This is a genomic window from Rhodococcus sp. W8901 (assembly GCF_013348805.1).
GTDB lineage: Bacteria > Actinomycetota > Actinomycetes > Mycobacteriales > Mycobacteriaceae > Prescottella.
The window spans coordinates 5,684,920-5,699,467 of the sequence record NZ_CP054690.1; the positions used below are offsets into that span (position 1 = coordinate 5,684,920).

Sequence of the window (14,548 nt, forward strand, 5' to 3'; positions counted from 1 at the left end):
CGTGCTTGCGACCTAGCTCTCCGGCTGCTGGTTCTCCGACTGCTCCGCCCACCACTTCAGCAGCTCGGCCTCGGCCTCGTCCCGATCGAGCGGTCCGCGGTCCAGGCGCAGCTCCTTGAGGAACTTCCACGCCTTACCCACCTGCGGGCCGGCCGGGATGCCGAGCAGTTCCATGATCGCGTTGCCGTCGAGGTCGGGGCGCACCCGCGCCAGATCCTCCTGCTCGGCGATCCGGGCGATCCGCTGCTCGAGGTCGTCGTACGTGGCCTGCAGCGCCGCGGCCCGACGCTTGTTGCGGGTGGTGCAGTCGGCGCGCACCAGCTTGTGCAGCCGCGGCAGCAGGTCACCGGCGTCGGTGACGTAGCGGCGCACCGCCGAATCCGTCCACTGCCCCTTGCCGTAGCCGTGGAAGCGCAGGTGCAGGAACACCAACTGGCCGACCTCGTCGACCATTTGTTTGGAGTACTTCAGCGCCCGCATCCGCTTGCGGACCAGCTTGGCGCCCACCACCTCGTGGTGGTGGAAGCTGACGCCGCCGCCGGGCTCGTTGCGCTTGGTGTCCGGCTTGCCGATGTCGTGGAGCAGCGCCGCCCAGCGCAGCACCAGGTCCGGGTTGCCGTCCTCGAGGTCGATCGCCTGCTTGAGCACCGTCAGCGAATGCCAGTACACGTCCTTGTGCTGGTGGTGCTCGTCGATCTCGAGCTTCATCTGCGGCACCTCGGGCAGCACGTGATCGGCCAGGCCGGTCTCGCACATCACGTTGATGCCGTCGATCGGGTATTCGCCGAGGATCAGCTTGTCGAGCTCGGTGTGCACCCGCTCGGCGGTGATCCGGTCGATCTGCCCGGCCATGTCGACGATCGCCTGGTGCACCCGCGGCGCGAGCGTGAAACCGAGTTGCGAGACGAATCGGCACGCGCGCAGCATCCGCAGCGGATCGTCGTTGAAGGAGATCTCCGGCGCCGCGGGAGTGTCCAGGACGCCGGCGAGCAGCGCATCCATGCCCCCGAGCGGATCCACGAACTCGAACGTGCCCTCCGCATCGATCCGCACGGCCATCGCGTTGACCGTGAAGTCGCGTCGGACCAGGTCCTCCTCGAGCGTCGTGCCGTACTGCACCTCGGGGTTCCGCGTGACGCCGTCGTAGGTGTCGGTGCGGTAGGTGGTGATCTCGATCTGGTCGTTGCCCTTGGCCGCGCTGATCGTCCCGAACGCGATGCCGGTGTCCCACTGGTTGTCGGCCCAGCCGCGCAGGATCGCCTGCACCTGCTCGGGGTGCGCGTCGGTGGTGAGGTCCAGGTCCGTGCCGAGACGGCCCAGGACCGCGTCGCGCACACTGCCACCCACCAGGTACAACTCGTGACCCGCGTCGGCGAACCGGGCCCCGAGCGGGGTCAGCACGTCCGACAGGGCGCTCAGGGTCTCGTGCGCACCGCGCAGCAGTCGGGCACGCCGGTCCGCGTCGGGGGTAGGGGCATTCACGTGAGCAAACCTTACCGAGGTCGACAAATAGCCGGACGTGCATCAGTGACCCTGCACGCACGCTGGCGTGGGAGTCAGGCCGAACGGGCTCTGTCAACTACGATCGATGAGGTGTCCGCCGCCGAACGTGCCAACCGTAACCGCCGCTCCTCGCGGCGTCGCGGCGCGGGCGCGGATTCTGCGACTCCGCACATGCGGACCGTCCGCGAAACCTCCGCCGGGGGACTGGTCGTCGACGGCCTCGGCGGCCCCGAGGACAAACTGTGCGCGGCCCTCATCGGGCGGACCGACCGGCGTGGCCGGCTGCTGTGGTCGCTGCCGAAGGGACACATCGAACAGGGCGAGACCGCCGAACAGACCGCGATGCGAGAGGTCGCCGAGGAGACCGGTATCCGCGGATCCGTCGTCGCATCCCTCGGCAGCATCGACTACTGGTTCGTCACCGAGGGCCGCCGCGTCCACAAGACCGTGCACCACTACCTCATGCGATCGCTCGGCGGTGAGCTGTCCGACGCCGACATCGAAGTCACCGAGGTGGCCTGGGTGCCGCTGTCGGAACTGGACTCCCGCCTCGCCTACGCCGACGAACGCAAGCTCGCCGAGATCGCCGGTCAGCTCATCGCCGAGATGGAACCCTCGCGCGTCAGGGGGACCGACGCGGAATGACAGTGGCATCGCGTCCGGCATGGCGACGATCCGGTGCCAGAGTTCTCACGGCGCTGACGCTCGTCCTGATGATGATCGGCGCCGTCGTGGGCGCCGGGGCCGCGGCCGCCCAACCCACGACGCAGACCCAGCCCGAGTCGACGACCGGGGCGCCGGTGACGAAGTCGCGCGCACAACCGAAGTTCCTCGAACTGCACATCGACGACGTCACCCCGACCGCGGTGACCACCACGACCGACCCGGTGGTGACCGTCCGGGGAACCGTCGCGAACATCGGCGACCGGCCGGTCACCGACGTCGGTGTCCGGCTGCAGCGGGCACCCGCGGTGGGCTCGAGCGAGGAACTGCGCACCTCCCTGGACCTCGATCAGGGCGAGTTCGACGTCGTCGGACCATTCGTGGAGGTGGCTTCCAGCCTCGAGGAGGGTGAACGCAAGCAGTTCACGCTGGCGCTGCCGCTGCGCTCGATCTCCGGGTGGTCGCTCGACATCACCGAACCCGGCGTCTACCCGCTCCTGGTCAACGTCAACGGAACCCCCGCGTACGGCGGGCAGGCCCGCCTCGACGACGCCCGGTTCCTGCTGCCCGTGCTGGGACTGCCCCGAGCAACGGGGACCGCCGACAGCGCGCCGCAGGGCACCGACTCCGGATCGGTGACCGCGCCCGTCCCGCCCGACACGTCCGACCCGCTCGCGGTCACGATGCTGTGGCCGCTCGCCGACCAGCCGCGACTGGCGGCCGGGATCCCGGGCTCCGTGAACGACAAGGTCCGGCTGGTCGACGACGTCCTCGCGGGCTCCCTGTCCCAGGGCGGACGGCTCGAGCAACTGCTCGCCGCCGCCGAGTTCGCCACCGGGCCCGACGTCGACAAGGACAAACGGCTGACCGACAGCGTGTGCCTGGCGGTCGACCCGGACCTGCTGATCACCGTGAGCAACATGTCCGGCGGGTACCTCGTGGTGGACGACCCGGCGAATCCGTCCGGACCCGCGCACGAGGGCGCCGGACGCGACGCCGCGGCCGCGTGGCTCGATCGCCTGGAATCGCTCGCTCACAGCATGTGCGTGACCGCCGTGCCGTTCGCGCAGGTGGACCTCGCGGCGCTGAGCCGGGTCGACGACCCGTCACTCACCGCGAGCGCACTGCAGTCGCCGTCCGACATCGTCGACTCGATCCTCGGGGTCACGTCGCTGCGCAACGTCACCTGGCCGGACTCCGGCGTCCTCGACGACTCGTCGGCGCAGATGCTGCACAGCCGCGGGCCGACCACGACGCTGCTGGCCGCCAACGCGGTGGAGTCCACCCAGTCGTCGGGCAAGACGGTGACGATCGCCGGTGGGGGAGCGGACGCCGTGACCGCCGCGCTGTTCGACGTGTCCGCGGCCGCGGCGCTGGCGGCGGTCGGGTCCAGCCCGCAGACGCCGTCGTACGTGCCCGAGCGGGCGCGCTACAACCTGGACCGGGACTCGCGCACGGCCCGCCTGCAGGATGCGCTGGGCGCGGTGACCTGGTCGTCGCTGCAGAGCCCCGGCACCGCGAGCCGAACGGTCGACCGTTCGATGCTGATCGCGCCGCCGCAGCTGTGGTCCGCCGACGGCGACGAGGCCGCGGCCGTGCTGTCGACGGTGTCGACGCTGCTCCGTACCGGACTGGCGACGCCCCGGCCGCTCGCGAAACTCGCCGAGCAGCGGCCCGCGACACCCGAGATCGCCTCGCTGGCCTACCCCCAGCGCGCGATCGTCGACGGCACCCCCGAATCCGTCGAACGGGGAGTGGGCGCGCAGGCGCCGCGCATCGACGAACTGATGCGGACCCTGGTCGATGATCCGCAGGTCCCGCTGACGCCGACCCGGTTCATGGCGCCGCTGCGCGAGGATCTGGTCCGGGCGATGAGCCTGTCCGGCCGACGCGACCAGAACACCGCGACCACGACCGCCGCCGACGAGGCCGCCCACGTCCGGGTGAGCAACGTGGCGACCGCGATCGACGCCATGTACGCCGCGGTCACGGTCCTCGCGCCGGGCGGGGTGTACTCGCTGGCCTCCGAGCAGAGCCCCCTGTTGCTGGTGGCCCGCAACGACCTCCCCGTCGCGATCAACGTGAAACTGCGCGTCGACGCCCCCGACGAGATGCACGTCACCGACATCGGACCGCAGCAACTACCCCCGCGCGGCAGCCGATCGTTGCAGGTACCCGCGGAGGTCTCCGACTCCCGGACCATGGTGGTCGATTTCTCACTGACCACCGAAAGCGGCCAGAACCTGGGCGAACAGACTTCCGTCACGGTGCGGTCGAACGCGTACGGTCAAGCATTGGCGATAATTACCGCGTGTGCTGGTGCACTCCTGCTGTTCCTCGCCGGGCGACGCCTCTGGCACCGGTTCCGGGGCCAGCCGGATCGAGCCGACGAAGGGTATGAACGTCCATGACCGAGAACTCTCGCGACGAGGGCTATCGGTCGTCGGCGCGGCCGGCGCCGTGGGAACGGGGTCCCCAGCCGACCCAGCAGAACCGTGACCAGCAGGGACAGCCCCCGAGCGATCAGCGACCCGGGCCCCCGCAGGGACCGCGACCGATGCCGCCGGGCGGTCAGCAACCGCCGGCTCGGGGCGGGCAGCAACCGGTGCCCCCGCAGGGACCGCGCCCACCGATGCGTCCGCGCCCCGACCAGCCGGGCGCACCCCGCCAGCCGCAGGGCGCTCCGCGGCCGATGCCGCCGCGTCCGGTACCCCCGAACGGTCAGCGTCCCGTGCCCCCGCAGGGACCGCGTCCGATGCCCCCGAACGGTCAGCGACCCGGGACACCGAGCGGTCAGCGACCCGGGACACCGGGCGGTCAGCGACCCGTTCAGGGCGGCCCACGGCCCACACCTCAGCGCGGTCCCGGTCCGATGCCCCCGAGCGGGCAGCGACCCATGTCACCGGGCGGTCAGCGACCCGTTCAGGGCGGCCCGCGCCCGGTGCCGCAGCAGGTCGGCCCGCCGCGGCCGATGGCCGCACGTCCGGCCGAGGCTCCGGCTCCGGCTCCGGCTCCGGCTCCGGCTCCGAAGACCGAGACCCAGACCCAGACCGCGACCCCCGACGAACCGCAGAAGAAGAGCCTGCTCGCGGCGACGGGATCGATCGCGTTCGCGACGCTGATCAGTCGCGGTACCGGCTTCCTCAAGCAGTTGCTGCTGCTGACCGCGCTCGGCCCGGCCGTGGCCAGTGCGTTCACCGTCGCCAGCCAGATCCCGAACATGATCTCCGAACTGGTCCTCGGCGCGGTCCTCACCGCGATCGTCGTCCCGGTCCTGGTGCGCGCGGAGCGGGAGGACCCCGATCAGGGTGCCGCGTTCGTCCGAAGACTCTTCACGGCGGCGCTCGCGCTGCTGGGCACGGCGGCGCTGTTCGCGACGGCGGCCGCGCCGATCCTCACCACCTACGTCTTCCTACCGGAGGACGGTGAGGTCAACACCGAGCTCACGACGGCACTGTGTTTCCTGCTGCTGCCGGCGATCCTGTTCTACGGCATGTCCGCCCTGCTCACGGCGATCCTCAACACCCGGCAGGTGTTCAAACCCGGCGCGTGGGCGCCGGTGCTGAACAACGTCGTGGTGCTCGGCATCCTGGCGGCGTACTGGCTGGTGCCCGGCGAGATCTCGCTCGACCCGGTGAGCATCAGCGACCCGCACGTCCTGATCCTGGGGCTCGGTGTGACCGCCGGTGTCGTGACGCAGGCGGTGAGCCTGGTGCCCGCGATCCGTCGACAGGGCATCTCGCTGCGTCCGCTGTGGGGGATCGACGACCGGCTCAAGCAGTTCGGCGGCATGGCCGTCGCGATCGTTCTCTACGTGCTGATCAGTCAGCTCGGCATGATGTTCGCGACCCGCATCTCGGCGGCCGCCGACGAGGCCGGCCCCGCGATCTACACCAATGCGTGGCTGCTGCTGCAGCTGCCGTACGGCGTCCTCGGTGTCACGGTGCTCACCGCGATCATGCCGCGACTGAGCCGCAACGCGGCCGCCGAGGACACCCCCGCCGTCGTCGACGACCTGTCCGTCGCGACCCGGCTGACGATGATCGCGCTCATCCCGGTCGTCACGTTCTTCACGTTCGCCGGTCCGCAGATCGGGCACGCGCTGTACGGGTACGGCAACTTCGGCGCCGGCAACGCCGAGCGCCTCGGTGAGGCCGTCAGCTGGTCCGCGTTCACGCTCATCCCCTATTCGCTGGTGCTGATCCACCTACGCGTGTTCTATGCCCGCGAGCAGGCCTGGACGCCGACGTGGATCATCCTCGGCATCACCGGTGTGAAGATCGCGCTGTCGGCGCTCGCCCCGGTGCTGTCGTCCGACAGCCAGCACGTCGTGATCCTGCTCGGCGTCGCGAACGGACTCGCGTTCGTGGCCGGCGCGTTGATCGGCGGCTACCTGCTGCACCGCAGCCTCGGCGACCTGCGGATGGCGAACGTCGGCAAGACGGTGTGGGTGGTGCTGCTCGCATCCGCGGCGGGTGCGATCTCCATGTTCGCGGCGGACAAGCTGCTGGGCCTGGATCGGTTGTCGGAGTCGTTCGGCGGACCCGGCGCGATGATCCGCGTCGCGATCACGGGCGCCCTCATGCTCGTGGTGACGTTCATCCTGATGTGGCTCGCCAAGGTGCCGGAGATCATGGCGATCACCGTGGCCGTCACGCGGAGGATTCCGGGACTGCGCGGTCGAGCCACGGCGGAGGAGGCACCGGCGACGGTGGCCGTCGGATCCTCGTACGAGCCTGATACCGAATTGATTCCGGTCATCCGCGACCTCCCGCGGGCGCTCGATAGACCTGACGGTCTCCCGTACCCTGGACGCAGCGAGGCATACGTCGGCGGGGACTACATTCCCGACGAGTTCATAGAAGGAGCACGTGTGAGCGACGACGACGGTGCCGACAAGCGAACCGGCACGTCCGACGACGTCACTGGCGTCGAGAACGGCAACACCAAGGTGGCAGACGCCGCAACCACTTCGACGAATCCCACGGACGAGCCGTCCGACGCGTCGCCCGCTCCGAGTAACTCGGACGAAAACGACTCTGCAGCAGAGAATTCCGCCACCGCCTTCGATGATGCGGCCGCGAGCCGGGATCGCCGACGTCGTGGCGACCTGAACGTCGACACCGGTGTGTTCTCGATCGGTTCGCCGATGCCGCCGTTGCGCGTGGCCGGCGCCGTCCCGGAACCCCGTCCGCAGCTGCGCGGTCCGCAGCTGATGCCCGGGGCGTCGGTGGCCGGTGGCCGCTACCGCCTCCTCGCACCGCACGGCGGTGCCCGCGGACTCCAGTTCTGGCAGGCACTCGACATCAAGCTCGACCGCGAGGTCGCACTCACCTTCGTCGACGCCGATCAGCGCGCCGAGGGTCCGGCGGCCACCGGACCCGACGGGCCGCAGGCGATCCTGTCCCGGACGCTGCGACTGGGACGGATCAACTCGTCCGGGCTCGCGCGGGTGCTCGACGTGGTCCGCGGTAGTTCCGGCGGCATCGTCGTCGCCGAGTGGACGCCGGGCCGCTCGCTGAAGGAGATGGCGGACACCGATCCGTCGCCGATCGGTGCGGCTCGCGCAGTCCGGGCGCTCGCGGCGGCCGCGGAGGCGGCGCACCGTGGTGGCAGCGCCCTGTCCATCGACGATCCCGACCGGATCCGCATCAGCACCGCGGGCGATGCCGTTCTCGCCTTCCCCGGCACCCTGTCCGACGCCGACCCTGCCTCGGACGTGCGCGGGCTCGGCGCAATGCTGTACGCGCTCATCACCGCCCGCTGGCCGCTGGACGACGGCACCGAGTCGTCGGAAGGCATGCGCCCGGCCGACCGGGACCCGTCGGGTCGCCCCGTCGAGCCCCGCGCGATCCGGCCGGAGGTCCCGTTCGAGATCTCCGCCGTCGCGGTCCGGGCCCTCGGCGGCGACAGCGGCATCCGCGCGGCCGCGACGGTGCAGCACATCCTCGACCAGGCGACGGTCGTCGACCAGAAGACCGATCTCATGCCCGCGCTCCGGCTGGGCCAGCGGGCCCCCGGCAGCGACTCGCACGCACTGGCCGACCCGGAGGCGGTGGCGGCCGAGAAGCAGAAGTCCAACCGCACGCTCATCGCCCTGGTCTCGCTCGGTGCGCTCACCATCGTGGTCCTCGCACTGATCGGGTGGTGGCTCGCGAACCTGCTGGCGGGCGGCAACTCCGACGAACCGTTGACGAACCAGAACCTGGGTCTGACGACGACGGCAGAGGCGCCCGCGACGTCTGCGGAGTCCTCGGCGGCCGCCCCGCCGCCCGCGGCGACGCGTCCGGTCACGCCGGCGGGCGCCGCCGTGTTCTCGCCCCAGGGCACTCCCGACAGTGCCGCGAACGCCGGCCTGGCGATCGACGGCAACCCGGCGACGGCGTGGAGCACCGATGCGTACTTCCAGCCGTTCCCGGCGCTGAAGAACGGCGTGGGGCTCATGGTGACGCTCCCCGAGGCCGCGAACCTGTCCGCCATCCAGATCACCTCGACGAGCCCGGGGACGCAGGTGGAGATCCGCTCCGCACCGGCGCCGAACACCTCGCTCGACCAGACGCGTGTGATCGGCAACGGCACCCTCGAGGACGGCGTGACGGAGATCCCGCTGAAGACGGACGGCGCCACCAAGAACGTCATCGTGTGGATCACCGAACTCAGCACGAAGGGCGGCAAGAATCAGTCCGACGTGGCCGAGGTGTCCTTCACCGCCGCCCCCTGAGCCGGCCGCCGGCGGCGCCCCTACGACGCGTGACGGGCAATTGATCGGCTAACATCCGCCGGTGCGAATCTTCAGGGGGGTCGCCAAAGCTGATTTGTCGGATGCACAACTCTTGGCAGCGCACGCGTCGGGTGACGGGGGCGCGTTCGCGGAGCTGCTGAGCAGGCATTACGACCATCTTTGGCATGTTGCGAGGAGAACGAGCTACACCGTCGAGGACGCGGCCGACGCGCTACAGGACGCGTTGCTGTCCGCGCACCGTACGGCGGGGTCGTTTCGGGAGGATGCGGCCGTGCGCAGCTGGCTGCACACGATCGTGGTGAACGCGTGTCTGGACCGGATCCGGCGGAACCGTGTCCGTCCGACGGTGTCGCTGTCCGCCGACGAGACCGTCGATCCTCGCGACGAGCGTGACCACATCGCCGAGAGCGAGACGGCGATGCTCGTCGACCGGGCCCTGCTGCGGCTGTCGGCGGAGCAGCGCGCCGCGATCGTGGCCGTCGACATGGAGGGTTATTCGGTGGCCGAGGCCGCCGCGCGGCTCGGGGTCCCCGAGGGGACTGTCAAGAGTCGCTGCGCCCGCGCACGGGCCAAGCTGGCGGGACATTTGGAATACTTGCGAGATGTAGGGAACCGATCTTGATCTCCCGGCGTCTGAACTAATTGAAGGCACAATCGTGTCCCGGACATTGCGGGTTGGAGGTGGGATGACGGACCACGACGACGGAGAACCGCTCGGCCCCCCGTTCTCGACGGAGCTTCTCGCCGACCTGCATGCCGACGCTCTGACCGACGACGTGAGCGCCCGACTGTGGCCGCTGGTGCGCCAGGACCCGGACGCGCTCGCCGTTCTGGATTCGCTCGATGCCGTCACCGCCCGACTCGGCGAGGCCGGGCGCGATCACAGCGTCGAGACCCCCATTCCGCAGGACGTCGCCGCTCGCATCAATTCCGCTCTCGGACTGAATGATTCGCAGACTCCACGCAACGTGACGGCGCTGTCCGACGCGCCGTCGCGCCGTCGGATGATCACGTGGATCACCGTGTCCGCCGCCTCGATGGCCGCGGCCGTCGCCGTCGTCTTCGCACTCACCAGCCTGGACGGCTCCGAATCCGCGCCACCGACCGTGATCGCGACGCCCAGCTCGACCGCAGCGGAGCCCGCACCGCCGTCCGCCGTCGATCTCGGCACGGACCTCGACGGCGACCAGGTGCTGGCCCTCATGCGCGAGTCGAGGTCCACGCGGACCGAGACGGGCATCGGGGAACTCGGGAACCCGGCCGTCCGGAGCGCGTGCCTGCAGGCCATCGGGATCGACCCGGCGCGTCCCGTGGTGGGCACCCGGGAAGTGTCGTACCGGGGGAGCGCCGCCGTGTTGATGCTGATCGCGGGCCCCCGTCCGCCCGCCCTCACGGCAGTGGTCGTCGGGTCCGGCTGCGACGCCGGCGCACCGGATCTGCTCGCTCAGACCGAAATCGGCTGAGCCGCAATCAGTTGTCGTCGGCTTGGAGCTCCCGGTCGGCGACGGGTGTCAGCAGTTCCCGGATCCGCGCGCGCAGCTCGGGGGTGTCGTCGTCCTTCGCGATGAGGCTCGAGAAGAGGGCGGCACCGGCGGCCGCCACCAGCACGGCCTTGGCGTCGCGCAGATCCCGCGCCCGGTCCTCCTCGCTGGCGTCGTCGCTGCCGTGCGCGACGAAGAGCGCCGTGGCCGGACCGCTGAACCCCTGCCACAGTGCGGCACGCATGTCCTCGTGGTCACGCAGCGCCGCCAGCAGTCCGGGCAACGCCTCCCGCACATCGGGCCGGGAGAACAGCTGCGCGCTGCCGGTGACGACCCAGTCGATCCAGCCCGCGCGGTCGGTCCCCTCGAACGGCTCGAGGTCCGGTGTCGCGCCCAGCAGGGCATCGAGCACGAGGTGCGCCTTCGACGCCCATCGCCGGGACAGGGCCGCCCGGCTGACGCCGGCGCGGGTGGCGATGGCGCGCAGGCTCAGTTGCTCCCAGCCCACCTCGAGGAGCATCTCGCGGGTCGCGGCGAGGACGTCGGTGTCGATCCGGGGGTCCCGGGGCCGCCCGGTGGGCGGTACGCCGGCAGTTGTCTGTGCACTCATCGCCTTGAATTGTCGGACACCGCGCCGTATCGCGCTATAGGCTCCATTTACGATCCCAGTGGCAACAGAATTGTGGGGCCGGAAGGATGCAGATGAGGATCGCGGTGACCGGCGGGACCGGCTACCTCGGCGCGCACACGACCCGCGCCCTGCTCGACGACGGACACCGCATCAGGCTGCTCGTGCACCCGAACGAGTCCGCCACCGAGATCGTCTCGCTCTTCGGTGACGCCGCCGACCACGTCGAGGTGCGCTCGGGCGACATCCGGGACCCCGAGGTCGTCGCGGCGCTGCTGGACGGCTGCGACGCGGTGCTGCACGCGGCCGGCGTGGTCGGCACCGACAACAGCCGCGAGGCCCTGATGTGGGAGGTCAACACCGCGGCCACCGCGACCCTGCTCACCCGCGCGGCGCTGCTGGGGCTGGATCCGATCGTGCACGTCGCCAGCTACAGCGCGCTGTTCCCGTCGCCGGATCCGGTGATCGGCCCGGACAGCCCGACGGCGCCGGGCCGCAGCGCCTACGGCCGCACCAAGGCCGCGGCCGACCGCATCGCACGCGCGCTGCAGGACGCCGGCGCGCCGGTGGTCATCACGTATCCGTCGAGTGTCGTCGGACCGGGACTGGGCGGCATGCGCGGGGTGACGGCGACCGGGTGGGCACCGATGGTCGCGGCCGGCGCCGCACCGCGGCTGCGGGGCGGCATGCAGATGATCGACGTGCGCGACGTCGCGGCCGTGCACGCCGCGGCGATGCGGCCGGGCCGTGGTCCGCGCCGGTACATGTGCGGCGGCGAGCTGATCGGGTTCAACGAGCTCGTCGACATCCCCGAACGCGCGTCGGGCCACCGAATCCGACGGATTCCTATGGCGCCGAGCATGTTCCGCGGAGCCGGACGGGTCGCCGATCTGATCGGCACGGTACTGCCGGTGAGCGCCGGGTTCAGCTACGAGGCCGCGTGGCTGCTCACCGCGGCCACCCCCACCGACGACTCCCGGACGCTGTCGGAACTCGGATTGACCTGGCGCCCCGTGCGCGACGCCCTGACCGCATCGGTGACACCGTGAATTCGACGCCGCCCACGCCCACGGCCACGCCCGCATCGGCGATCTGGGAGCCGGCCCGGCTGGGCCCGCTGACGCTGCGCAACCGAATCATCAAGGCCGCCACCTTCGAAGGCGTCATGCCGCACGGCCGGGTCACCGCCGAGCTGATCGACTTCCACGCCGAGGTGGCGCGCGGGGGAGCGGCGATGACGACCGTCGCCTACTGCGCCGTCTCGCCGGGCGGACGCGTGCACAACAACACGCTCGTCCTCGACGGGAACACCGGACGGGACCTGCGGCAGCTCACCGACGCCGTGCACGCCGAGGGGTCGCTGGCCTGCGCCCAGATCGGGCACGCCGGCCTGGTCGCGAACCAGCGCGCGAACAAGTCCCGGACGCTGGCGCCGTCGACCCGGATCAGCGCTCCCGCAATGGGTTTGGTACGTGCCGCGACCCGCGACCAGCTCGAGCAGGTGGCCCGGGACTTCGAGAACGCGGCGCGAGTGGCCGTCGACGCCGGGTTCGACGCGCTCGAGGTCCACCTGGGCCACAACTATCTGCTGAGCAGCTTCCTGAGCCCCAACCTCAACAGGCGCACCGACGTGTACGGCGGCAGCGTCGTCGCGCGGTCCCGGTTTCCGCGCGAGGTGCTCGAACGGATCCGCACGGCGGTCGGCGGTTCCGTCGCGGTCACCGCCAAGTTCAACATGGCCGACGGTGTCCCCGGGGGACTGTGGCTGGACCAGAGCCTGCAGATCGCCCGGCTGATCGAGTCGGACGGCCACCTCGACGGGATGCAACTCACCGGCGGCAGCTCGCTGCTCAACGGCATGTACTACTTCCGCGGCGAGGTCCCGATGGCCGAATTCGTTGCCGCGCAACCGAAACTGGTGGGACTGGGACTCAAGGTCTACGGACCGCGGATCCTTCCGACCTACCCGTTCGAGGAGGCCTTCTTCCTGCCCCTCGCCCGGCAGTTCCGCGAGGCGCTGTCGATGCCGCTGATCCTGCTCGGCGGCATCAACGATCTCGACACCGTCCGCACCGCACTCCACGACGGCTTCGAGTTCGTCGCCATGGCACGCGCGCTGCTCCGCGATCCGTACCTGCCGGAGAAGTTCCGACGCGGGCTCGCGACCGAGGGACTGTGCATCCACTGCAACAAGTGCATGCCCACGATCTACACCGGGACGCGGTGCGTCGTGCGCGAGGCGCTGTGGGAGAACACCCGGGCCCGATAGCCGGGCGAGAGCAACGTCACCGAACTTACCGACAGCCCGTTGGTATATTTACCGACAGGCCGTCGGGAAGATTGGAGTTCCCGCGTCGGCTACATCGACAGATCACACCGACCAGGAGTTCACAGATGTTCCTCGCCCTGCGGGAGCTACGGTTCGCGCGATCCAGATTCGGCCTGATGGGCGGTGTCATCGCCCTCATCTCGGTGCTGATGGTGCTGCTGTCCGGGCTGTCCTCCGGCCTCGTCGAGGACGGCGTCTCGGGCCTGAAGGCCATGCCGGTCGACGGGTTCGCATTCAACGAAGGCACCAAGACCGACTCCGCGTTCTCGCGCAGCGTCGTCACCGACGAGCAGGTCGACGCGTGGCGCGCACAGCCCGGCGTCGCCGAGGCCCAGCCGTTCGGCAACATGCTCGTCAACGCCCACAACGACAAGGACGTGCCGGTCGATTTCGCGCTCTTCGGCGTCCCGGCCGACTCGTTCCTCGCCCCGTCCGCCGCTCGAGGCGCCGGACTGGGCGAGCCGAACGGCATCGTCATCAGCAAGAGCGCCCTCGACGCCGGCGTCGACCTCGGTGACACCATCACGATCGATCGTCTCGGCACCGAACTGAAGATCGTCGGCGTCACCGACGGCAAGCAGACGTTCGGCCATGTCGACGTCGCCTACCTGCCGATCGACACGTGGCGCGAGTTGCACTCCGGCGTCCGTCCCGGCGAGCCCGTGCCCGCGCAGGCGATGACCGAGTCCACCGCCGTCGCGTTGCAGGCACAGCCCGGCGCCACGCTCGACTACGCCGCGGGCGACGTCCACCGTCGCGCTCGAGGATTCGTTCGCGTCGTCACCGGGCTTCAGCGCCGAAACCATGACCCTGGACCTCATCAAGGTGTTCCTCTACGCCATCTCCGCGCTCGTCGTCGGCGCGTTCTTCACGGTGTGGACGATCCAGCGCAAGCACGAGATCGCGGTGATGCGCGCGATGGGCGCCTCCACCGGATACCTGCTGCGCGACGGCCTGGCGCAGGCGTTCATCCTGCTGCTCGGCTCCGTCGCAGTGGGCGCGGCGGTCGGCTACGGCTTCGGCTCGCTGATCGGCGGGGGAGTGCCGTTCCTGCTCGAACCGGCGGCCGTCGCGGTCGCCGCGGTCCTGCTGACGGTCCTCGGACTGGTCGGCGCCGCGATCGCGATCATCCGCATCGCCTCGGTCAACCCGTTGAACGCGCTGGGAGGCCAGCGATGAGCGCCCGGCGAAGCAGCGCACAG

The 14,548-nt window shown here is 70.5% G+C and carries 9 protein-coding genes and 1 pseudogene; 8 read left to right on the top strand and 2 right to left on the bottom strand.

Annotation, left to right across the window (positions count from 1 at the left end; genetic code table 11):
* Positions 1 to 12: 12 nt before the first annotated feature.
* Positions 13 to 1,482 (bottom strand): CCA tRNA nucleotidyltransferase, encoded by a 1,470-nt coding sequence (locus tag HUN07_RS26475; protein WP_174914238.1) that lies wholly within the window; start codon positions 1,480 to 1,482, stop codon positions 13 to 15.
* A gap of 111 nt (positions 1,483 to 1,593) precedes the next feature.
* Between HUN07_RS26475 and HUN07_RS26480 the strand changes: the two genes are divergently transcribed.
* The 5 genes from HUN07_RS26480 (at position 1,594) to HUN07_RS26500 (ending at position 10,371) form a co-directional block, all read left to right on the top strand.
* Positions 1,594 to 2,148 (top strand): NUDIX hydrolase, encoded by a 555-nt coding sequence (locus tag HUN07_RS26480; protein ID WP_114720236.1) that lies wholly within the window; start codon positions 1,594 to 1,596, stop codon positions 2,146 to 2,148.
* Positions 2,145 to 4,577, top strand: coding sequence for a DUF6049 family protein (locus tag HUN07_RS26485; protein WP_174914240.1), 2,433 nt, complete (start codon positions 2,145 to 2,147; stop codon positions 4,575 to 4,577). Before HUN07_RS26480 ends, HUN07_RS26485 begins: the two co-directional genes overlap by 4 nt.
* A gap of 560 nt (positions 4,578 to 5,137) precedes the next feature.
* Positions 5,138 to 8,887, top strand: a complete 3,750-nt coding sequence (locus HUN07_RS26490) for a lipid II flippase MurJ (RefSeq protein ID WP_174915056.1) — start codon at positions 5,138 to 5,140, stop codon at positions 8,885 to 8,887.
* A gap of 61 nt (positions 8,888 to 8,948) precedes the next feature.
* Positions 8,949 to 9,530 (top strand): RNA polymerase sigma factor SigM, encoded by a 582-nt coding sequence (gene sigM, locus HUN07_RS26495; protein ID WP_114720242.1) that lies wholly within the window; start codon positions 8,949 to 8,951, stop codon positions 9,528 to 9,530.
* 64 nt (positions 9,531 to 9,594) lie between these two features.
* The gene (locus tag HUN07_RS26500; protein ID WP_174914242.1) at positions 9,595 to 10,371 is read left to right on the top strand and encodes a hypothetical protein; all 777 of its coding nucleotides are present in this window, start codon (positions 9,595 to 9,597) and stop codon (positions 10,369 to 10,371) included.
* Positions 10,372 to 10,378: 7 nt separating this feature from the next.
* Here HUN07_RS26500 and HUN07_RS26505 read toward each other — a convergent pair whose 3' ends face one another.
* The gene (locus HUN07_RS26505) at positions 10,379 to 10,999 is read right to left on the bottom strand and encodes a TetR/AcrR family transcriptional regulator (protein WP_114720246.1); all 621 of its coding nucleotides are present in this window, start codon (positions 10,997 to 10,999) and stop codon (positions 10,379 to 10,381) included.
* A 92-nt stretch (positions 11,000 to 11,091) separates the two neighbouring features.
* Here HUN07_RS26505 and HUN07_RS26510 point away from each other — a divergent pair, with 92 nt between their 5' ends.
* The 3 genes and pseudogenes from HUN07_RS26510 (at position 11,092) to HUN07_RS26520 (ending at position 14,525) form a co-directional block, all read left to right on the top strand.
* A complete protein-coding gene (locus tag HUN07_RS26510; RefSeq protein WP_174914244.1) occupies positions 11,092 to 12,066 on the top strand; it encodes an NAD-dependent epimerase/dehydratase family protein in 975 nt (324 codons plus the stop codon).
* Positions 12,063 to 13,286, top strand: coding sequence for an NADH:flavin oxidoreductase (locus HUN07_RS26515; RefSeq protein ID WP_254622699.1), 1,224 nt, complete (start codon positions 12,063 to 12,065; stop codon positions 13,284 to 13,286). Before HUN07_RS26510 ends, HUN07_RS26515 begins: the two co-directional genes overlap by 4 nt.
* Before the next feature lie 125 nt (positions 13,287 to 13,411).
* Positions 13,412 to 14,525, top strand: a pseudogene (locus tag HUN07_RS26520) (ABC transporter permease).
* Positions 14,526 to 14,548 lie beyond the last annotated feature (23 nt).

Bases quoted from the DNA above. Each gene is read 5' to 3' on its own strand.
- HUN07_RS26500 (WP_174914242.1), top strand. From the start codon at position 9,595: ATGACGGACCACGACGACGGAGAACCGCTCGGCCCCCCGTTCTCGACG.
- HUN07_RS26505 (WP_114720246.1), bottom strand. From the start codon at position 10,999: ATGAGTGCACAGACAACTGCCGGCGTACCGCCCACCGGGCGGCCCCGG.
- HUN07_RS26490 (WP_174915056.1), top strand. From the start codon at position 5,138: ATGGCCGCACGTCCGGCCGAGGCTCCGGCTCCGGCTCCGGCTCCGGCT.
- HUN07_RS26485 (WP_174914240.1), top strand. From the start codon at position 2,145: ATGACAGTGGCATCGCGTCCGGCATGGCGACGATCCGGTGCCAGAGTT.
- HUN07_RS26510 (WP_174914244.1), top strand. From the start codon at position 11,092: ATGAGGATCGCGGTGACCGGCGGGACCGGCTACCTCGGCGCGCACACG.